This window comes from Hydrogenophaga intermedia (genome assembly GCF_023715105.1).
GTDB classification, from domain to species: Bacteria; Pseudomonadota; Gammaproteobacteria; order Burkholderiales; family Burkholderiaceae_C; genus Hydrogenophaga; species Hydrogenophaga intermedia_A.
In genome coordinates this window covers 117,748-137,452 of sequence record NZ_JAMBNO010000001.1, presented here as the reverse complement: position 1 = coordinate 137,452, position 19,705 = coordinate 117,748, and the positions used below count along the sequence as shown (strand labels likewise).

Sequence of the window (19,705 nt, the reverse complement as noted above, 5' to 3'; positions counted from 1 at the left end):
GGGGAAAGCGCCCACACTGTGCATTCACCGCTCGGGGCCGACCAGCCCCGGGGCCAACTTTCAGGTATGCCGTTATGTTATGAAACCAGCGCAAACCCTGATGTTCGATCTGGCTCGGTGTCCGGGCGGTACGCGCTGTCCAACGTGACGCAGCCGACCACACGCGACACGCAGGCGCACAGGCGGCGGTTCTCGCGCTTTTCGTGCTCGCTCAGGAACACGTCGCGGTGATCGATCTCGCCCTCGAGCGCCAGCACATCGACCACGCACAGGCCGCATTCGCCGCGGCGGCAATCGCTCACCACCTCCACGCCCGCAGCCTCCAGCGCGTCCAGCAGCGATTCGCCGGCCGGCACGGTGATATCGGCGCCGTGGCGCGGCACGCGCACGACGAAGCTGCCGGTGGGCAGACGTCCGCCACTGCCGAAGGTTTCGAAGCGCAGGTCGGCCGCGGCACGTCCCTGTGCCGACCAGGCGCCGCGCGCCGCATCGAGCATGCCCGCGGGGCCGCAGACGAAGCACGGCGCACCGGCCGGCAGCGCAGCGATCTCGCGCGCCAGGTCCAGCCGCTCACCGCGCGCGGACACCGCCGTCACGAGTGCATCGCCCAACAGGGCGCGCAAGCCCTCGGCATAGGCCAACTCGGCATCGTTGCGCACCGCGTACAACAAGCGCACGCGCCGGCCCAGGCGCACCAGCGTCTGCGCCATGCCCACCAGTGGCGTGATGCCGATGCCACCGGCCACCAACAGCGTATCGATGGCATCGAGCGAAAGCGCGAAGTGGTTCTGCGGTGCGCTGGCGGTCAGCGTGTCGCCCACCGCGAGCGACCACATGGCCTTCGAGCCACCGCGGCCGTCGTCCAGGCGTTTGACCGCAATGCGGTAGGCGCCCGGCACCTCGGCCGGCAGGCCCACCAGCGAATAAGAGCGGTGCTGCTCCCGCCCCGCCACGTTCAAACGCAGCTGCAGGTGCGCACCCGGCGCCCAGGCGATGGCAGCGCCTTCGACGGGCTGCAGCACGAACTCGCGCACGGTGGGGGTGAGGTCGGTGGTGGCGGCAACACGCACGGTCTGCCAGGTGGGATTGCTTTTCATGGTGTTCCTTCAGCGGCGGCGGATCAGGCGCAACGCCGGCATGGACGCGTGCGCCTGCCCCTTGGTGTGGCCGGCCAGCACCGAGCGCAGGTTTCGCTGCGCCAGGCGGGAGTGCTCGCGCAGGATCGCCTCGGCACGCGCGCTCTCGCGGCGTTCGATGGCATCGAGCACCTGGCGGTGCTGGTCCTGCGCGACGACGAGCATGTCGCGTGCCTGCGGCGACTCGGCCTCGGCGAGCACGAAGCCCGATGGCGAGGCGAACGGCAGCGCGCACACGCGCTCCAGTTGTCGCTCCACCGTGGGGCTGTCGGCCATCTCGGCCAGCAGCGCGTGAAAGCGGCTGTTGAGCGCCACGTACTCGGAAAAAGCCTCGTCATCCAGCGTGGGGGCGGCGAGCACGGCGTCGATGCGTTCGAGCACGCCCCGCGCCTCGGTGAGCACGGCCGCCGGCGCACCGCGCTCGGCCGCCAGCCTGGCGAGCAGACCTTCCAGCGTGCCGCGCAGCTCGATGGCGTCGGCGATGTCGCGCTCGGAGAAGGTCTCCACCACGTAGCCGCCACCGGGCAGCGCGCGCAGCAGGCCCTCTTGCTCCAGCCGCAACAAGGCAGCGCGCACGGGCGTGCGCGACACGCCCAGCCGCTCGACGATCGCCAGCTCGGCAATGCGCGAACCGCCGCTCAGTTCGCCCGAGAGGATGAGCTCGCGCAACTGCAGCAGGGCGCGGACCTGGGCGCTTTCGGGGACGGCTTCGTTCACGGTGTTCAAGGCCTCACCCCGCACGACGGATGGGAATGACGCTGGAGCCGGCACCCGGCGTGCCCCGCTCGGCCACCACCATCCGGTCGATCAGCCGCCGCGCCCACATGGCGCCGGCGTCGATGTTGAGGTTGTAGAACTTGTGGTCCGGGTGTTCCTCGATCGCTTTTTGCTGCGCTTCGAGCACCAGTTCGTCCTCGCGGAAGATGCCCGCCACGCCTTCGCGCAGTTGGTGCGTGAGGCGTTGCTCGTTCAGGCTGTAGTTGCGCGCGAAGGCCCAGAAGTAGAGGCAGGTGTTGTCGGTCTCGGGCGTGATGGTGTTGAGCACCATGCCGTTGACACCCTGGCTGCGGTCACCCTGCGGCGCGCCAGAGCCTGCGGGCGCCACCCCGACGTCGATCGCCACCGTGCAGGGGGCCTCGAAGCGGATGATCTGCCAGCGGTCCACCGGGCCCTTATAGCCGCGCGCCTGCTGGATCTGCCCGGCCCAGAACGGCGGCGCCTCGATGTTTTCCATCCAGCGCGTCACGGTGGCGGTGCGATCACCGTGCGTGGCCACGAAGGGCGCCTCGGCCACCGCGCGGTTGCCGATGCTGCTGCCGTGCACGAAGGTCTCGTGCGTGAGGTCCATCAGGTTGTCGATCACCAAGCGGTAGTCGCACTTCACGCGGATCATCTTGCCGTCGCCGGCCCAGGCCGGGTCGTGGTTCCAGTGCAGGTCGGGGATCAGCGATTCGTCGGCCAGCGCCGGGTCGCCCGGCCAGACCCAGATGAAGCGGTGCTTCTCGGCCACCGGGAAGCGACGCACGCAGGCCGACGGGTTGATGGTTTCCTGGCTCGGCATGTGGGTGCAGCGGCCCTCGGCGTTGAACACCAGGCCGTGGTAGCCGCAGACCACCTCGTCGCCCTCCAGCCGGCCCATCGAGAGCGGCAGCAGGCGGTGCCAGCAGGCGTCCTCCAGCGCGGCCACGCGGCCGTCGGTTTGCCGGTACAGCACCAGCTTGTGCTTGCAGACCGTGCGGGCCAGCAGGCTGCGGCCGACCTCCACGTCGTAGGCGGCGGCGTACCAGGCGTTCAGGGGAAAGTGGTTGGGCGCGGTGTTCATGGATACGCAATGTATACAGAAAATCAAGAAAACCCAATGAAAACGTGTTGAAACGGTCAGCTTCCGCCATTGATGTATTCAATAGCACCAAAACGGTTGCAGGTCGATCGGGCTTCGGCTACCGTCGGCGCCTTCCGCAATCCCAACCCCCTGGAGACAAGATGAGCCTGAATCCCCCGTTCCGCGCCGACCACGTCGGCAGCTTTCTGCGCCCTGCCTACCTGCTGCAGGCGCGCGAACAGAAGGCCAAGGGCGAGATCACGGCCGCCCAGCTGCGTGAGGTCGAGGACCGCGCGATCACCGAGATCGTGAAGTTCCAGGCCGACGTCGGCCTGCAGTCCATCACCGACGGCGAGTTCCGCCGCACCTACTTCCACATCGACTTCCTGGAACAGCTCGGCGGTGTGAAGACCGACATCCCGGTCACCATTCGCAAGCCCGACGGCACCGAGGAGCTGGCGCCACCGGTGATCCGCGTGATCGACAAGGTGCGCCACGCGAAGAACATCCAGCTCGCCGACTTCCAGTACCTGCAGGCGCAGGTCAAGGCCCTGGGTCTGCCCGGCCTGATGCCGAAGGTCACCATCCCCTCGCCCACCATGCTGCACTTTCGCGGCGGGCGCGCCGGCATCAGCAAAGAGGCCTACCCCGAGCTCGACCCGGTGTTCTACGACGACGTGGCCCAGGCCTACGCGGACGAGCTGCAGAGCCTGGCGGACGCCGGCTGCACCTACGTGCAGATGGACGACACCAACATGGCCTATCTGTGCGACGAGAAAATGCGCGAGGCCGCCCGCCAGCGCGGCGACGACCCCAACGAACTGCCGCACCGCTACGCCAGCTTCATCAACAAGGTGGTGGACAAGAAGCCCAAGGGCATGACGCTGGCCATGCACCTGTGCCGCGGCAACTTCAAGAGCACGCACGCCGCGGCAGGCAATTACGAACCCGTGGCCGAGGCGCTGCTGTCCGAGATGCGGCTTGACGCCTTCTTCCTCGAGTACGACGACGACCGCTCGGGCGATTTCCGCCCGCTGCGCTACCTGAGCAAAGGCAAGACCGTGGTGCTGGGCCTGGTCACCACCAAGTTCGGCCAGCTCGAAAGCAAGGACGACCTCAAGCGACGCATCGACGAGGCCGCGAAGTACGCCCCGCTGGAGCAGTTGTGCCTGTCGCCGCAGTGCGGCTTCTCCAGCACCGTGCACGGCAACAACATCGCGGTGGAAGACCAGCGCAAGAAGCTGGCGCTGGTGGTGGAGACGGCGCGCGAGGTGTGGGGCAGCGTTTGAAGCCACCGGTCCACGTCCACCTCGACTTCATCTCGCCCTACGGCTACTTCGCGTCCTTGCGCGTCGAGGCGCTGGCCGCGCGCCATGGCCGTACCGTGGCCTGGCACCCGATGCTGCTGGGCGTGGCGGTGCTCAAGGTGATGGGCCTCAAGCCCTTGATGGAGACGCCACTCAAGGGCGACTATGTGGAGCGCGACGTGCGGCGCTACGCGCGCGAGCACGGCGTACCCATGCAACGCCAGCCGCGCGACGAGGTGATGAACCCGCTGGCCTGCGGCCGTGCCCTGGCCTGGGTGAACCGTCACCAACCCGAACGCGCCGGCGACGTGGTGCACGCGATCTATCGCGCGTACTGGGGCGAAGGGCGCGACCTGTCCACGCCGGTCTCGCTCGAACCCGTGGTGGATGAAACCGTGGCGCGCGCAGCTGCCGGGGAAGAAGCCGCTGCGTTGCTGCGCGCCGAGGTCGACGCCTCGCTGGCCGCGGGCGTGTTCGGCTCGCCCACACTCATCGTCGACGGAGAACCCTTCTGGGGCGTGGACAAGCTGGAGCAGGCCGAGCGCTGGCTGGCGCGCGGCGGCTGGTAGGCCGCAGGCGTTCAGCTGAAGCGCACGTCCGTCGGTACCGCAATGGCGGCCAGCGCCGCTTGCAGCCGATCCGCGAGCACATCGTCGGGCGCACCCGCGAAGGTCACCGTCGCTCGCTGGCGTCCGCCCTCCTCGCGCGCCTGCACCTGCGCCGCGCGACCCGGCGCCAGTTCGCGCGCCAGGTCGCTCAACTTCAGTTCGATGGCACGCAGTCTCAGCGCGGGCTTGAATACCTTGCCGATGGCGGTGAGCGGCAAGGCCTCGACAACGACCACGCGCTTGGGTACGGCGGGGCGTTCGTAGACAGCGGGAGCGACCTCACGCAGCAAGGCATCGGCATCGACCGCCGCGCCCGCGCGCAGCACCACGAAAGCCGCCGGCACCTCGCCTGCGTAGGCATCGGGCTCGGCCACCACGGCGCACTGCGCCACCGCGGGGTGGGCGAGGAAGGCGTCTTCCACCAGACCGGGGTCGATGTTGTGCGAGCCGCGGATGATCACGTCCTTGGCTCGGCCGGTGATGTGCACGCGCCCTTCGGCATCGACGTGACCGAGGTCGCCCGAGACGATCCAGCCCTGCTCGAACATGCCGGCGTTGCGCTTTGCGTCCAGATAACCCGGACTCATGTGCGGACCACGCAGCACCACCACGCCGGTCTCGCCCGGTGCACAGCGTTCATCGAGCTTTGCCTCGCCATCGCGCCAGGGAACGGTGTGCACCTCAGTGAAGGGCAGGCGCCAGCCGGCCGAGCCCGGCACGCGCGGCGCGTGCAGGGGTTCGATGCTCACCAGGCCTGCGCATTCCGTCATGCCCAGAATGTTGCGCACCGCGATGCCGGTGCCAGCCTCGAAGCGCTGCGCGAGTTCGGTAGGCAGCGGCGAACCGCCGGTGTACGCAGCGCGCACGCGCGCAATGTCGGCATCCACCGGCACGGCGAGCAAGCTGGCCAGCACGGTGGGCACACAGGCCAGGTGCGTCACGCCTTCGCGTTCACAGAAGCGCCAGTAGCGCTGAACAAAGGCGGTGTTGCGCATGCCGCTCAGCGTGGGCAACACCTGGCGCGCGCCCACGGCCAGCAGGGCCAGGCCGTAGACAAAGGCACCGGCCACGTGGAACAACGGGAAACCATTGATTTCCACGCTGTGTTCGTCGCAGTCGTAATAGGCGTGGGCGAACCAGGCCGTGTGCGCCTCGTTGCCCGCGGTGTGCTGCGCGAGCTTGGGCGCGCCCGTGGTGCCCCCGGTGTGGAACAGCGCCACCACGCGGTCGGGATTCAGGTCGGGCTCGAAGGTGAGCGTATCGGGCTGCGCGGCCATCAGCTCCTGCAGCGAGGCGAAGCCGGGCACGGCTTCATCGACGGTGACCGACACCAGCGTGCACGCATGGTGCTGCTGCACCTTCAAGGCAGTGGGCCACACCGCGAGCTCCGCGTTCGGGCCCAGCGCGACCAACACTTTCGCGTTCGCGGCCTGCATCAGCGCGGCGATGTGGTCGGGCTGCAGCAACACGTTGATCGGGCACACGCGGCCCGCGAGCTGTGCACCCCACAGCACGGCGTGCGCCTGCGGCATGTTGGGCGCGAGCAGCGCCACGCTGTCGTGCGGGCCGATGCCGAGCGCACGAAACGCGTTCGCCGCGCGGTGGATGTTGGCCAGCAGATCGCTGTAGCGCACGCGTTGCGGGGTGCTGGCAAGATCGGCATCGCGCAGGAAGGTGAAGGCTTCGCGCTCGGGAAATCGTTGCGCTGCGGCGCGGATGAGGCCATAGGGCGTGCGCTGCGGGGCCACGTCCTGCAGGGGGCGCCGCTCCAACGCCTCGATGTCGGTCAGCGAGGCGAAGGCCTTCATGCGAGACCCAGCAGGCGCACGGCGTTGCCCTTGAGGATGCCGGGCATCACCTCGGGCTTGAAACCGGCGACCTCGAAGTCCTTCATCCAGCGCTCGGGCGTGATGAGCGGGTAGTCGCTACCGAACAGCACGCGGTCCTTCAGCAACGTGTTGGCGTACTGCACCAACTGCTTCGGGAAGTACTTCGGGCTCCAGCCGCTGAGGTCGATCCACACATTGGGCTTGTGCGTGGCCACGCTGAGCGCTTCGTCCTGCCACGGGAAGCTGGGGTGCGCCATCACGATCTGCATGTCGGGAAAATCGATCGCCACGTCGTCAAGGTGCATCGGGTTGCTGTACTCCAGCCGCAACCCGCCGCCGCAGCGCATGCCGGAGCCGATGCCGCTGTGCCCGGTGTGGAAGATGGCCGGCAGCTTGTGCGCGTTGATCACCTCGTAGATCGGCCAGGCCATCTTGTCGTAGGGGTGGTAGCCCTGCACGGTGGGGTGAAACTTGAAGCCCTTGACGCCCTCTTCCTTGATCAGCCGCTCGGCCTCGCGCGCGCCCATCTTGCCCTTGTGCGGGTCGATGCTCGCGAACGCAATCATCATGTCGCTGTTCTCGCGCGCGGCCTGCGCGATCTCCTCGTTCGGGATGCGGCGGCGGCCGAGCTTGCTTTCGCTGTCGACCGTGAACATCACGAGGCCGATCTTCTTCTCGCGGTAATAGGCAATCGTCTCGGCGATGGTGGGCCGGCGGTTGCTGCCGAAGTACTTGTCGGCCGCGCGGTCGTACTCCTCGCCGTAGTTGTCGAACGGGTTCCAGCAGCTCACTTCGGCGTGGGTGTGGATGTCGATGGCGATCAGGTTCTGGTGGTCCATGGGTGGGGCTCCGGTTCAGTGCTTTCTGTTGGCCTGCTTGTGTGGCTGGTGTCAGGGCGGTGCCCCTGGCCTTGGGAGCGCAACTGCGTCGGTCCTCGCTGCGCGAGGACTTCCCTGTGGTGCTCGGGCGAGTGGCCCGCGGCATAACTCACTGCGCGGCCTGTGGCCGCTCCGTTCGGACAGATGCCGCGAGTCAGTCAACGAAGCGCGCTTCGCGCGCGGCCGCTCGCCCTGCGCTCCACGGCGGCGCACAGGCGCCCCCAAGGCCAGGGGCACCGCCCTGACGCAGGCACTGTTGGTACTCCACCGGTGGCGTGCCGGCACCTCGTGGTCGAGGGCTTGGGCCATGGGCTGGGGGGCGCCTGTGCGCTGGCGAGGAGCGCAGGGTGACGGGCTGGCGCGCGCAGCGCGCTTCGTGAACTGACTTGCGGCATCTGTTCGAGCGGAGCGCGCAAAGCGCGCGCAGCGAGTTATGCCGCACAGCCCGTCACCCGAGCACCGCAGCGAACCCCTTGCACAGCAAGGGGCAGCGCAGTGAAGCCCCCCAGCCCATGGCCCAAGCCCTCGGCTTGCCACCCAAGCTGGAGCGCACATGCACTTGGCGAGCACACCCATCGCGTCACGTCTCCTCACCCATCACCCGGGTAAACCCGTACGCCTTTCCGACGTGCCGGGATTGAATTGGTTATTGGTTATAACAATAATCGCCCATCCCCACAAGGCACGAAAACCATGCCCATCCAGACCAACGACCTCACGATCGAGCTGCGCGGCGAGCAGCAGCAGATCGCCCTCATCACCCTCAACCGCCCGAGCAAGCGCAACGCGCTCAACGACGGGCTGGTGCTGGCCATCCGCGACATCTTCCAGGGCATGCCGCACAGCGTGCGCGCGGCCGTCATCCATGGCAACGGTGACCATTTTTGCGCCGGGCTCGACCTGTCCGAACTCAGCGAGCGCGACGCCGCCGCCGGGCTGCACCACTCGCGCATGTGGCACGCCGCGCTCGACTGCGTGGAGCGCGGACCGGTGCCGGTGGTGGCCGCGCTGCACGGCGCCGTCGTCGGCGGCGGCCTGGAGCTCGCCAGCGCCTGCCACGTGCGCGTGGCCGACGCGTCCACCTTCTTCGCGCTGCCTGAAGGCTCGCGCGGCATCTTCGTCGGCGGCGGTGGTTCGGTGCGTATCCCGCGCCTGATCGGCACCGCGCGCATGGCCGACATGATGTTCACCGGCCGCGTCTACAACGCCGAAGAAGGCGAGCGCACCGGCCTTGCGCAGTACCTGGTGCCGCAGGGCACGGCGCTGGACAAGGCGCTTGAACTGGCCACCCGCATCGCCGCCAACGCGCCGCTCACGAACTACGCGCTGATGCAGGCGCTGCCGCGCATCGCCGACCAGACGGCCGACCACGGCCTTTTCACCGAGGCATTGATCTCGGCCATCGTGCAGGACGCGCCCGAGGCCAAGGCCCGCGTTCGCGAGTTCCTCGAAGGTCGCGGGCCGAAGGTGAAGAAACAATGAGCGTGGCACCGCGTTACCGGCCGTTGGCCTTCGGTGTCACCGAGGCCGAATTGCGCCACACGGCCGACGGCACCGGCTACCTGAAAGCGAAGGTGCCGCTGCAGCCCTGGCCGCAACGCATGACCGACCGGCTGCTGCACTGGGCGCAGGTTGCGCCCGATCGCAGCTTCATGGCGCGCCGCACGAAGAACACCGATGGCACGACGGGCGACTGGGTGCACCTGAGCTACGCACAGGCGCTGGATGCCGCGCGCTGCATCGGCCAGGCCCTGCTCGACCGCGGCCTCAGCGCCGAGCGCCCGGTGCTGATCGTGAGCGAGAACGACCTCGAGCACGCGCAGATCGCGCTCGGCTGCCTGTACGCGGGCATTCCGTGGGCGCCGGCTTCACCCGCCTACTCGCTGGTGAGCCAGGACTTCGACAAGCTGCGCCACCTGGTGAACACACTCACGCCCGGCCTGGTGTATGCAGCAGATGCGCCGCGCTACGAACGCGCGCTGCTGGCCACGCTGGGCGAGGACGTGGAGATCGTCACCGGCAGCGGCAGCGTGCCCGGGCGCGCCACCACCAGCTTCGCCGCGCTGCGCGCCACCGCGCCCACGCCGGCGGTGGACGCCGCCATGCAGGCCACCGGCCCCGACACCATCGTCAAGTTCCTGTTCACCTCGGGCTCCACCAAGCTGCCCAAGGCCGTCATCAACACGCAGCGCATGTGGTGCGCCAACCAGCAGCAGATGGCGCAGAGCATGCCGGTGCTGGCCGACCCGGACACCCCGCCAGTGCTGGTGGACTGGCTGCCCTGGAACCACACCTTCGGCGGCAACCACAACGTGGGCCTCACGCTGATGCACGGCGGCACGCTCTACATCGACGACGGCAAACCCACGCCCGCGCTCATCGGCGAAACCTTGCGCAACCTGCGCGAGATCGCGCCCACGGTGTACTTCAACGTGCCCACCGGGTTCGAGGCCATCGCCAACGCGATGAAAACCGACACCGTGCTGCGCGACACCCTGCTCAGCCGCGTGCGCATGTTCTTCTACGCCGGCGCCGCGCTTGCCCAGCCCGTGTGGGACACGCTGCACGCGGTGCAGGAGCAGGCCATCGGAGAGCGCATCGTCATGGGCACCGGCCTGGGCATGACCGAATCCGGCCCGTTCGGCATCTTCATCACACGGCCCGAGGTGAAATCGGGCGACCTCGGCCTGCCCGCGCCGGGGCTGGAACTCAAGCTCGTGCCCAGCGGCGACAAGGTGGAGGTGCGCTATCGCGGCCCCAACATCACGCCAGGCTACTGGCGCAGCCCCGAAGCGACGGCCGAATCGTTTGACGAGGAAGGCTTCTTCTGCACCGGCGACGCCGTCACCTGGATCGACCCGGCGCAACCCGACCTGGGCCTGCGCTTCGACGGCCGCATCGCCGAGGACTTCAAGCTCGCCACCGGCACCTTCGTGAGCGTGGGCCCGCTGCGCGCGAAGATCATCGCGGCCGGCGCACCCTTCGTGCAGGACGCGGTGATCACCGGCCTGAACGAGAAGGAAGTCGGCGCCATGCTGTTCACCACGCCGGCCGTGCGCACGCTGGCAGGTTTGCCAGCCGACGCACCACTTGCCGACGTGCTGGCGCACCCGGCGGTGCTCGCACACTTCCAGCAGGTGGTGAACGACCTGGCCGCGCAAAGCACCGGCAGCGCCAACCGCGTGGCACGGTGCATCCTGCTGGCCGAGCCACCGAGCATCGACAAGGGCGAGGTCACCGACAAGGGTTCCATCAACCAGCGCGCCGTGCTCAAGCACCGCGCGGACCTCGTGGCCGCGCTGCACGCGGGCACGGCGCCCAACACTTTGAACCCGCAAACCGACACACAGAGGAGACAAGCATGAAGATCGAAGGACAGGCCGCACTCGTCACCGGCGGCGGCTCGGGCCTGGGCGAGGCCACCGCACGCGAGCTGGCGCGCCTGGGCGCCAAGGTGGCCGTGCTCGACGTGAACCTGGAAGGCGCGCAGCGCGTGGCCAGCGACATCGGCGGCATCGGCCTGAAATGCGATGTGACCGACACCGCCAGCGTGCAGGCCGCGATCGACGCGGCCGCTGCCGCCCATGGCCCGGCGCGCATCCTCATGAACATCGCCGGCATCGGCACCGCCAAGCGCGTGGTCCAGAAGGACGGCAGCGCCGCGCCGCTGGACGACTTCGCGCGCGTGATCAACGTCAATCTGATCGGCACCTACAACGCCAGCCGCCTGTTCGCGGCCGCCTGCGCGAAGCTCAACGCGCTGGAGGACGGCGAGCGCGGCGTGATGCTGTTCACCGCCAGCGTGGCCGCCTTCGACGGTCAGGTGGGCCAGCAGGCGTACAGCGCCTCCAAAGGTGGCCTGGTGGGCATGACGCTGCCGATGGCGCGCGACCTCGCGCAACACGGCATCCGCGTCTGCACCATCGCGCCCGGGCTGTTCTCCACGCCACTGATGCGCCAGCTGCCCGAGCCGGTGCAGGCGTCGCTTGCGGCCAGCATCCCGTTCCCGCCGCGGCTGGGCAAGCCCGAGGAGTTCGCCGCGCTGGCCGCGCACATCGTGACCAACACGCACCTCAACGGCGAAGTGATCCGCCTCGACGGCGCACTCAGAATGGCGCCGCGATGAGCAAGACCCAGGTCTACGAAGTGGAGGTGATGTTCGGCGACTGCGATCCCGCCGGCATCGTGTTCTTCCCCAATTTCAGCAAGTGGATGGACGCGTCGTCCCTGAACTTCTTCGTGAAGTGCGGCGTGCCGCCGTGGCGCGAGCTGGTCAAGACGCGCGGCATCATCGGGACTCCGCTGCTGGAGATCCACACGAAGTTCAGCAAGCCCGCCACCTACGGCGAGCGGCTGCAGGTGCACACGAGCGTGATCGAGTGGGGCGCCAAGGTATTCAAGCACCAGCACCGCGTGATGCGGGGTGACACGCTGCTGTGCGAAGGCACCGAGGTGCGCGCGTTCTGCGAGCGCCACCCCGAGGACGCCTCGCGCATCCGCGCCATCCCGGTGCCCGAAGACATCAAGGCGCTGTGCACCTGAGGCGCGTGGACCGATGAGCGAAACCTCGATCGCCAACGCGATGCGTCGTCCCCGCGGGGCCCGCAAGGGCGCAGCGTCGAGCGACACCGCCGTGCCGGAATCCGCGGTTGGCGACGGCCTGCCCGACACCGGCTTTCTCGAAACCCTGGTCGGCTACAACGCGCGGCGCGCAGCGCTCTCGGTGATCGCGGTGTTCCTGCGCCGCATGGCGCCATTCGAGCTGCGGCCGGTGGACTTCTCGGTGCTCAGCGTGATCGCGCACAACCCCGGCGTGACCTCGCGCCAGATCTGCGCCGCGCTGGACATCCTGCCACCCAACCTGGTGGGCATGGTCAAGGCCCTGCAGCAGAGAAAGCTCATCACACGCCGCCCGCATCCGAGCGATGGCCGCGCGCTGGGTCTGCACCTCACACACGGCGGCGAGCGGCTGTACCGCGAGGCGCAGGCCATGGCCAGCGCGCTGGAGGCCGAGGCCACGGCGGCACTCACGCCCGACGAGGTGCAGACCCTGATTGCGCTGCTGCGCAAGGTCTACCGCCCAGGATCGGTGGGCAACGGCCACGGCGACGGCGTGCTCTGACGCTCGGGCCATGCCCATCGGGTCTAACCCGGGTGGCCCACACACCACATTGCTGCACTGCACACAGCTACCAACTTGGTAGCGACCGTGGGCATGCCTATAGTGCGGTGAAAAGGCCCCGTCCAGGCCGCGCAGGAGACCGCCGATGAGCAAGGACAAGGAAGCGCTCGACCAGCTGTTCGACCTGCTGGAGTCGCGCTACGCGATGCGCGTGATCCAGGCGCTGGCCGATGGCCATCCGCAGACCTTTCGCCTGCTGCAGGACAGCGTGGGCGGTGTCACCCCCAACACGCTCAACACCCGCCTGAAGGAGCTGCGCGCGGCCCACCTGCTCGACCATTGCGGCACCGGCTACCGGCTCACGCCGCATGGCGCCGAGCTGGCACGTCGGCTGGGTGAACTCAAGCCGTTCGCGGGGCGATGGCACAACCAGCAGCGCCTGCGCGCCAACGGTGCCTCACGCCCGTCGGCCCAAGTGCGGGCGGCAGCACGCGCCGCGCCCTAGTTCGCCACCACCACCTGGCGCTGCTCGCCCAGACCGCGCCCGCCCAAGGTCACCACGTCGCCCGCCTTCAGGTACAGCGGTGGCTTGTGGCCCATGCCCACGCCCGGCGGCGTGCCGGTGGGAATCACGTCGCCCGGCAGCAGCACCATGAAGCGGCTCAGGTAGCTCACGATGTGCGCCACCCCAAAGATCATGGTGCGGGTGTTGCCGCGCTGGCGCGGCACGCCGTTCACATCGAGCCAGAGATCCACGTCCTGCGGGTCGCCCAGCTCGTCGGGCGTCACCAGCCAGGGGCCGATGGGGCAGTGCGTGGGGTAGCTCTTGCCCTTGACCCACTGGCCTTCGTACTCCATCTGGTAAGCGCGCTCGGACACGTCGTTCACGAGGCAGTAGCCGGCCACGTGGCGCAGTGCGTCTGCCTCACTCACGTGGAAGGCGCGCTGGCCGATCACGATGCCCAGCTCCACCTCCCAGTCGAGCTTTGCCGAACCCGGCGGCAGCCAGACGTCGTCGTTCGGGCCGCTGATGGAGGCGCTGTGTTTATTGAAAACGATCGGCTGGCCAGGCGCCTTCAGCCCGGCTTCGGCGGCGTGGTCGGCGTAGTTCAGACCGATACCGATGACGTTGCCCACCCGCCCCACGCAGGGGCCCAGCCGGGTACCCAGGGGCACCGGAGGCAGGGTCAGCGGGTCAAGCGCGGCCAGGCGGGCCATAAAATCGGGGCTCAGCGTGGCCGGCTCGATGTCGGCCACCACCCCGGTGAGGTCGCGCAGCGTGCCGCTGGCGTCGATCAGGCCGGGTTGTTCGGCGCCGGGCAGGCCGTGGCGGATCAGTTTCATGCTTCGTCGTGCGGCGGGTGAAAAGCCGCCGATTCTGCCCTGCGGCGCCCCGCGGCGGTGCCGACCCTTGAAATCCACCGGACCGACCCCAGTTGCCCGACTTGTCGGGCAAACCGCCCCCATTCCAGAACCCGCCAAGCCCCTTGCCACGATGAGCCAGACGCCGCCGACCGACCCGCAGACCCCCGCCACCGAGGCGCCCATGAGCCCCGAAGAGGCCGAAGCCGCCCAGGCCGCTGGCGAAGCCGACGCCCTGGCCGCGCTGCAAGCCGAACTGGCCACCCTGAAGGCCCAGAACGCCGATCTGGCCGACCAATTCCTGCGCGCCAAGGCCGAGGCCGAGAACGCCCGCCGCCGCGCCGAAGACGAAATCACCAAGGCCCGCAAGTTCGCGGTGGAAAGTTTTGCCGAGAGCCTGTTGGCCGTGGCCGACAGCCTGGAAGCGGGCTTGGCCATCCAGGAGGCCACGCGCGAGCAGCTGCGCGAGGGCACCGAGGCCACCCTCAAGCAACTCAAGAGCGCGCTGGAGCGCCACAAGGTGATACAGATCGCGCCCGCGCCCGGCACGAAGTTCGACCCCCACCAGCACCAGGCCATCAGCATGGTGCCGGCCGAACAGGAGCCCAACACCGTGGTCACGGTGCTGCAAAAGGGTTACCTGATTGCCGATCGCGTGCTGCGCCCGGCGCTGGTCACGGTGGCGGCGCCCAGGTGAGGCCACAGGGCCGAAGACCGCACTTGTCCACGCCCTGCCCCCTTGAATTCCCCAGGCTTATCCACACCTCGTCAACAGTTTTACCAACACCCTCGGAGTCACAGACATGGGACGCATCATCGGCATCGACCTCGGCACCACGAACTCGTGCGTGGCCATCATGGAAGGCAACAACACCAAGGTGATCGAGAACAGCGAAGGTGCGCGCACCACGCCCTCGATCGTCGCCTACCAGGAAGACGGTGAGGTGCTGGTCGGCGCCTCGGCCAAGCGCCAGGCCGTCACCAACCCCAAGAACACGCTGTACGCCATCAAGCGCCTGATCGGTCGCAAGTTCACCGAGAAGGAAGTGCAGAAGGACATCGACCTGATGCCCTACTCCATCGTGGCAGCCGACAACGGCGACGCCTGGGTGGAGGTGCGCGGCAAGAAGATTTCGGCCCAGCAGGTCTCGGCCGACATCCTGCGCAAGATGAAGAAGACCGCCGAGGACTACCTGGGCGAGCCGGTCACCGAGGCCGTCATTACCGTGCCCGCGTACTTCAACGACGCGCAGCGCCAGGCCACCAAAGACGCCGGCCGCATCGCCGGCCTCGATGTGAAGCGCATCATCAACGAGCCCACCGCCGCGGCCCTGGCCTTCGGCCTGGACAAGCAGGACAAGGGCGACCGCAAGATCGCCGTGTACGACCTCGGCGGCGGCACGTTTGACGTGTCGATCATCGAGATCGCCGACGTCGACGGCGAGAAGCAGTTCGAGGTGCTCTCCACCAACGGTGACACCTTCCTGGGCGGCGAAGACTTCGACCAGCGCATCATCGACCACATCATTTCCGAGTTCAAGAAAGAACAAGGCGTCGACCTGAGCAAGGACGTGCTGGCCCTGCAGCGCCTGAAGGAAGCGGCCGAGAAGGCCAAGATCGAGCTGTCCTCGTCCGCCGCGACCGACATCAACCTGCCCTACATCACGGCCGATGCCTCGGGCCCCAAGCACCTGAACATCAAGCTCACGCGCGCCAAGCTCGAAGCCCTGGTGGAAGAGTTGATCGAGCGCACCATCGCGCCCTGCCGCACCGCCATCAAGGACGCCGGTGTGAGCGTGGGCGAGATCCACGACGTCATCCTGGTCGGCGGCATGACCCGCATGCCCAAGGTGCAGGAAAAGGTCAAGGAGTTCTTCGGCAAGGAGCCGCGCAAGGACGTCAACCCCGATGAAGCGGTGGCCGTCGGTGCCGCCATCCAGGGCCAGGTGCTCAGCGGCGACCGCAAGGACGTGCTGCTGCTCGACGTGACCCCGCTGTCGCTGGGCATCGAGACCATGGGCGGCGTCATGACCAAGATGATCGCCAAGAACACCACCATCCCGACCAAGTTCTCGCAGGTGTTCTCCACCGCCGACGACAACCAGCCGGCCGTGACCATCAAGGTGTTCCAGGGCGAGCGTGAGATCGCTTCGGGCAACAAGCTGCTGGGCGAGTTCAACCTCGAAGGCATTCCCGCCGCACCGCGCGGCATGCCGCAGATCGAGGTGACCTTCGACATCGACGCCAACGGCATCCTGCACGTGGGCGCCAAGGACAAGGGCACCGGCAAGGAAAACAAGATCACCATCAAGGCGAACTCTGGCCTGTCCGAGGCCGAGATCCAGCAGATGGTGAAGGACGCCGAGCTCAACGCCGCGGAAGACAAGAAAAAGGTCGAACTCGTGCAGGCGCGCAACCAGGCCGAGGCGATGGTGCACAGCGTGAAGAAGAGCCTCTCCGAGCACGGCGACAAGCTCGAGGCCGGCGAGAAGTCCGCCATCGAAGACGCGCTCAAGGCGCTGGAAGAAGCCGCCAAGGGCGAGGACAAGGCCGACATCGAGGCCAAGACCACCGCCCTCATGACGGCAAGCCAGAAGCTGGGCGAGAAGGTCTACGCGGCGCAGCAGGCCGAGCAGGCCGCCGGCGCGTCCGGTGCAGCCGACAGCGCGTCTCAGCAATCGTCCAAGGCCGCTGATGACGACGTCGTCGACGCCGAGGTGAAGGAAGTCAAGAAAGGCTGATCGCGCGCTGCGACATCCGTCACACCGCCGCGTCCGCGCAAGCTGACGCGGCGTTCGTGTTCAAACACAAGCCCCGAACAACATGGCCAAACGCGACTACTACGAAGTGCTGGGTGTGCCCAAGAACGCCTCCGACGAGGAGATCAAGAAGGCCTACCGCAAGCTCGCGATGAAGTTCCACCCTGACCGCAACCAGGGTGACGCGGCCAAGGGCGCCGAAGAGAAATTCAAGGAGGCCAAGGAGGCCTACGAGATGCTCTCGGACGCCCAGAAGAAGGCCGCTTACGACCAGTACGGCCACGCCGGTGTGGATCCGAACATGCGCGGCGGCCCGGGCGGGCCCGAAGGCTTCGGCAACTTCGGCGATGCCTTCGGCGACATCTTCGGCGACATCTTCGGCGGCGCACGCCGCGGGGGCGGTGGCCGCCAAGTGTACCGCGGCGCCGACCTCTCCTACGCGATGGAAATCTCCCTCGAAGAGGCCGCCAACGGCAAGGAGACGCAGATCCGCATTCCCAGCTGGGACGACTGCGAAACCTGCCACGGCAGCGGTGCCAAGCCCGGCACCAGCGCCAAGACCTGCGGCACCTGCCACGGCCAGGGCGTGGTGCAGATGCGCCAGGGCTTCTTCAGCGTGCAGCAGACCTGCCCCACCTGCCAGGGCCGCGGCAAGGTCATCCCCGAGCCCTGCACCACGTGCCACGGCCAGGGCAAGATCAAGAAGCAGAAGACGCTGGAGATCAAGATCCCGGCCGGCATCGACGACGGCCAACGCATCCGTTCCACCGGCAACGGCGAACCGGGCCAGAACGGCGGGCCCGCGGGCGATCTGTACATCGAAATCCGCCTGCGCAAGCACGACATCTTCGAGCGCGACGGCGACGATCTGCACTGCCAGGTGCCGGTGAGCATGACGATCGCCGCCCTGGGCGGCGAGATCGACGTGCCCACGCTGCAGGGCAAGGCCACCATCGACCTGCCCGAGGGCACCCAGAGCGGCAAGACCTTCCGCCTGCGTGGCAAGGGCATCAAGGGCGTGCGCAGCAGCTACCCGGGCGATCTGTACTGCCACGTGGCGGTGGAAACGCCCGTGAAGCTCACCGAGCACCAGCGCAAGCTGCTCAAGGAGCTCGATGAGTCGTTCAAGAAGGGTGGCCACAAGCACAGCCCGAACGACAAGGGTTGGTTCGAGAAGGCGAAAGACTTCTTCAGCTGACCGGCCCCACCGCCCAGCCCCGAAAAGCGACGCTCCGGCGTCGCTTTTCTTTTGTGCCCGGCCTCCCGTCCAGCCAGCGGGTCCGTTCGGAGCCGGGGCTTTTCATGCGCGCCGGATCGGCGTACAACCCGTTCTCAAGAACGGTGTAAATCGTATGAACCGTATATCTCGTTTCATGAGAACGGTTCTGCTGCTGGCAGGCCTGGCCCTTCCCTGGCCTGCCGCCGCCGAAGTGGCCTGCCACGACGACCCGCGACGCATCGCCGAGCAACGCGCGCTCGACGAGGCGCAGATCGCTGCCCTGCTGCGCGAACGCACCGAAGTGCCGGTGCCGCCGCGGCTGAACGCATTGCTCGAGGAGCTGGTGAGCGCATCACCCCGCCTGCGCGGTGGTCCGCCCGTGCGACTGCTCGCCTTCGACGATCCCGAGCCCAACGCTTACGCTGCCGACCACGGCGTCATCCTGCTCACCAACGCGCTGTGGAGCGCGACGCACGCCTTCAGCGAGGACGAACTCGCTGCCGTGATCGCACACGAGCTGGCGCACGTCGAAGTGCGCGATGGCCTGGCCGAAGCCTGCGAGATGCAACTGCGCGTGGGCCATGCACAGACCGACATCGCCCAGGTGCGTGCGCGGCTGGCCATGCTCAACGCCGCCTCTCCGCTGGGCCGCAATGCGGCCGACCTGCTGCACGAGCAGGAGTTGCTGGCCGACGCACGCGGCATGGCCTTGCTGCGTGCCGCTGGTCGCGATCCGCAGGTCATGCTCGACGTGCTGGCCAAACTGCATGCGCCAGCCGGGCCGGGTGGCGCCTTCACTGTGGGCCACACGCACCCGGCACTGCGCGATCGGCTCGAACACGCCAAGCGCCAGTGGCTCAGCGAACCGGTGCTGCCCCAGGCCCCGCGGACACGCTCGCCGCGTTGATGGCGCGGATGCGCTCGTGCGCTGCGCTTGCCAGCGCCGCTGGCCGGTTCTGCTTGCCCAGCAGGTAATGCTCGGTGAAGAGGTCAAGCCAGGCCGCCAGGGCCTGGGCCGCCCCGGCTTCGCCCGCGAGTTCCAGGCACATCGCGCCGACTTCGGCGGTGCAGAAGTGGTCGTCGCGCGCCGCGCGGCGCAACCGGTAGTTCGAGCGCTGCTCGGGGTGCAGGCTGAGCACCGGCAGCGCGTCGAGGTAGCGGCTCTTGTTGAACATCTTGCGTGCCTCGGACCAGGTGCCGTCGAGCAGCACGAACAGCGGCCGCCTGGGCGCACCGGTGGCCGTCGCAGGCGTGGCGGGCAGCAGCGACGTCACCACGCGCTCGGGTGCAACGAACTCGCCCGGAAACACCACGTAGGGTTGCCACTGTGGATCAGCAAGCAACGCGATGAGCGCGGGGTCGATCACTGTGCGCGACCACTGGAAGGCATGGGTCTCGGCCACCAGATCGGCGATCAGCCACCCCGTGTTGCTGGGCTTGAGCGATTCGATGTCCCCCATGAGCAGGCACACACCCGCGTGTGTGTCCACGCGGGGCTGCCACGCACAGATGCACCAGGGCCCGTAGAGGCGGCAGCGCTCGCAGCGGCCCGGGGCCGAGCCGCGGGCGTTGAAGGGTTTGGTGGCGGCGGCCATGCGCGCAGCGCGCAGGCGGGCCACGGCATGGGCGTGGGGCATGAGGCGGCGACTGTACCCGCCGCCGG

The 19,705-nt window shown here is 68.1% G+C and carries 19 protein-coding genes; 12 read left to right on the top strand and 7 right to left on the bottom strand.

Annotated features, from left to right (window positions below):
• Window positions 1-77: 77 nt before the first annotated feature.
• Genes M3149_RS00655 through M3149_RS00645 form a run of 3 tightly spaced genes read right to left on the bottom strand, consistent with a single transcriptional unit; the run spans window position 78 to window position 2,958 of the window.
• Window positions 78-1,097 carry a PDR/VanB family oxidoreductase gene (locus M3149_RS00655; RefSeq protein ID WP_251707407.1) on the bottom strand — a complete coding sequence of 340 codons (1,020 nt, stop codon included), beginning with the start codon at window positions 1,095-1,097 and terminating at the stop codon, window positions 78-80.
• 9 nt (window positions 1,098-1,106) lie between these two features.
• Window positions 1,107-1,853 (bottom strand): GntR family transcriptional regulator, encoded by a 747-nt coding sequence (locus M3149_RS00650; RefSeq protein WP_251707406.1) that lies wholly within the window; start codon window positions 1,851-1,853, stop codon window positions 1,107-1,109.
• A 13-nt stretch (window positions 1,854-1,866) separates the two neighbouring features.
• Window positions 1,867-2,958, bottom strand: coding sequence for an aromatic ring-hydroxylating dioxygenase subunit alpha (locus tag M3149_RS00645; protein ID WP_251707405.1), 1,092 nt, complete (start codon window positions 2,956-2,958; stop codon window positions 1,867-1,869).
• A 161-nt stretch (window positions 2,959-3,119) separates the two neighbouring features.
• Between M3149_RS00645 and M3149_RS00640 the strand changes: the two genes are divergently transcribed.
• Together M3149_RS00640 and M3149_RS00635 are read left to right on the top strand one after the other, a co-directional pair.
• A complete protein-coding gene (locus tag M3149_RS00640; RefSeq protein WP_251707404.1) occupies window positions 3,120-4,247 on the top strand; it encodes a 5-methyltetrahydropteroyltriglutamate--homocysteine S-methyltransferase in 1,128 nt (375 codons plus the stop codon).
• A complete protein-coding gene (locus tag M3149_RS00635) occupies window positions 4,244-4,834 on the top strand; it encodes a 2-hydroxychromene-2-carboxylate isomerase (RefSeq protein WP_251707403.1) in 591 nt (196 codons plus the stop codon). Before M3149_RS00640 ends, M3149_RS00635 begins: the two co-directional genes overlap by 4 nt.
• An 11-nt stretch (window positions 4,835-4,845) precedes the next feature.
• Here M3149_RS00635 and M3149_RS00630 read toward each other — a convergent pair whose 3' ends face one another.
• Together M3149_RS00630 and M3149_RS00625 are read right to left on the bottom strand one after the other, a co-directional pair.
• The gene (locus M3149_RS00630) at window positions 4,846-6,681 is read right to left on the bottom strand and encodes an AMP-binding protein (RefSeq protein ID WP_251707402.1); all 1,836 of its coding nucleotides are present in this window, start codon (window positions 6,679-6,681) and stop codon (window positions 4,846-4,848) included.
• Window positions 6,678-7,541, bottom strand: coding sequence for an amidohydrolase family protein (locus M3149_RS00625; RefSeq protein WP_251707401.1), 864 nt, complete (start codon window positions 7,539-7,541; stop codon window positions 6,678-6,680). Before M3149_RS00625 ends, M3149_RS00630 begins: the two co-directional genes overlap by 4 nt.
• A 732-nt stretch (window positions 7,542-8,273) precedes the next feature.
• Here M3149_RS00625 and M3149_RS00620 point away from each other — a divergent pair.
• From M3149_RS00620 to M3149_RS00595, 6 genes are all read left to right on the top strand, one after another.
• Complete coding sequence (locus M3149_RS00620; protein WP_285886264.1) at window positions 8,274-9,062, top strand: crotonase/enoyl-CoA hydratase family protein; 789 nt, start codon at window positions 8,274-8,276, stop codon at window positions 9,060-9,062.
• Window positions 9,059-10,945, top strand: a complete 1,887-nt coding sequence (locus M3149_RS00615; RefSeq protein WP_251707400.1) for a feruloyl-CoA synthase — start codon at window positions 9,059-9,061, stop codon at window positions 10,943-10,945. Before M3149_RS00620 ends, M3149_RS00615 begins: the two co-directional genes overlap by 4 nt.
• The gene (locus M3149_RS00610) at window positions 10,942-11,706 is read left to right on the top strand and encodes an SDR family NAD(P)-dependent oxidoreductase (RefSeq protein WP_251707399.1); all 765 of its coding nucleotides are present in this window, start codon (window positions 10,942-10,944) and stop codon (window positions 11,704-11,706) included. Before M3149_RS00615 ends, M3149_RS00610 begins: the two co-directional genes overlap by 4 nt.
• Entirely contained in the window at window positions 11,703-12,122 is a 420-nt protein-coding gene (locus M3149_RS00605; protein ID WP_251707398.1) for an acyl-CoA thioesterase, read from the top strand. The genes M3149_RS00610 and M3149_RS00605 overlap by 4 nt, the downstream gene beginning before the upstream one ends.
• Before the next feature lie 13 nt (window positions 12,123-12,135).
• Window positions 12,136-12,702 (top strand): MarR family winged helix-turn-helix transcriptional regulator, encoded by a 567-nt coding sequence (locus tag M3149_RS00600; RefSeq protein WP_251707397.1) that lies wholly within the window; start codon window positions 12,136-12,138, stop codon window positions 12,700-12,702.
• A gap of 145 nt (window positions 12,703-12,847) precedes the next feature.
• On the top strand, window positions 12,848-13,207 hold the full coding sequence (locus M3149_RS00595) for a winged helix-turn-helix transcriptional regulator (RefSeq protein WP_251707396.1): 360 nt from the start codon (window positions 12,848-12,850) through the stop codon (window positions 13,205-13,207).
• Here the strand turns inward: M3149_RS00595 and M3149_RS00590 are convergent.
• The gene (locus M3149_RS00590) at window positions 13,204-14,046 is read right to left on the bottom strand and encodes a fumarylacetoacetate hydrolase family protein (RefSeq protein ID WP_251707395.1); all 843 of its coding nucleotides are present in this window, start codon (window positions 14,044-14,046) and stop codon (window positions 13,204-13,206) included. The genes M3149_RS00595 and M3149_RS00590 overlap by 4 nt on opposite strands.
• A gap of 151 nt (window positions 14,047-14,197) precedes the next feature.
• Here M3149_RS00590 and grpE point away from each other — a divergent pair, with 151 nt between their 5' ends.
• The 4 genes from grpE (at window position 14,198) to M3149_RS00570 (ending at window position 18,949) form a co-directional block, all read left to right on the top strand.
• Entirely contained in the window at window positions 14,198-14,761 is a 564-nt protein-coding gene (gene grpE, locus M3149_RS00585) for a nucleotide exchange factor GrpE (protein ID WP_251707394.1), read from the top strand.
• A 106-nt stretch (window positions 14,762-14,867) separates the two neighbouring features.
• Window positions 14,868-16,805 (top strand): molecular chaperone DnaK, encoded by a 1,938-nt coding sequence (gene dnaK, locus M3149_RS00580; RefSeq protein WP_251707393.1) that lies wholly within the window; start codon window positions 14,868-14,870, stop codon window positions 16,803-16,805.
• A gap of 82 nt (window positions 16,806-16,887) precedes the next feature.
• On the top strand, window positions 16,888-18,021 hold the full coding sequence (dnaJ, locus tag M3149_RS00575; RefSeq protein WP_251707392.1) for a molecular chaperone DnaJ: 1,134 nt from the start codon (window positions 16,888-16,890) through the stop codon (window positions 18,019-18,021).
• Window positions 18,022-18,196: 175 nt separating this feature from the next.
• On the top strand, window positions 18,197-18,949 hold the full coding sequence (locus M3149_RS00570; RefSeq protein ID WP_251707391.1) for a M48 family metalloprotease: 753 nt from the start codon (window positions 18,197-18,199) through the stop codon (window positions 18,947-18,949).
• Here the strand turns inward: M3149_RS00570 and M3149_RS00565 are convergent.
• Window positions 18,900-19,679 carry a tRNA-uridine aminocarboxypropyltransferase gene (locus tag M3149_RS00565; RefSeq protein WP_251707390.1) on the bottom strand — a complete coding sequence of 260 codons (780 nt, stop codon included), beginning with the start codon at window positions 19,677-19,679 and terminating at the stop codon, window positions 18,900-18,902. The two genes, M3149_RS00570 and M3149_RS00565, sit on opposite strands and share 50 nt — an antisense overlap.
• Between the last annotated feature and the right edge of the window lie 26 nt (window positions 19,680-19,705).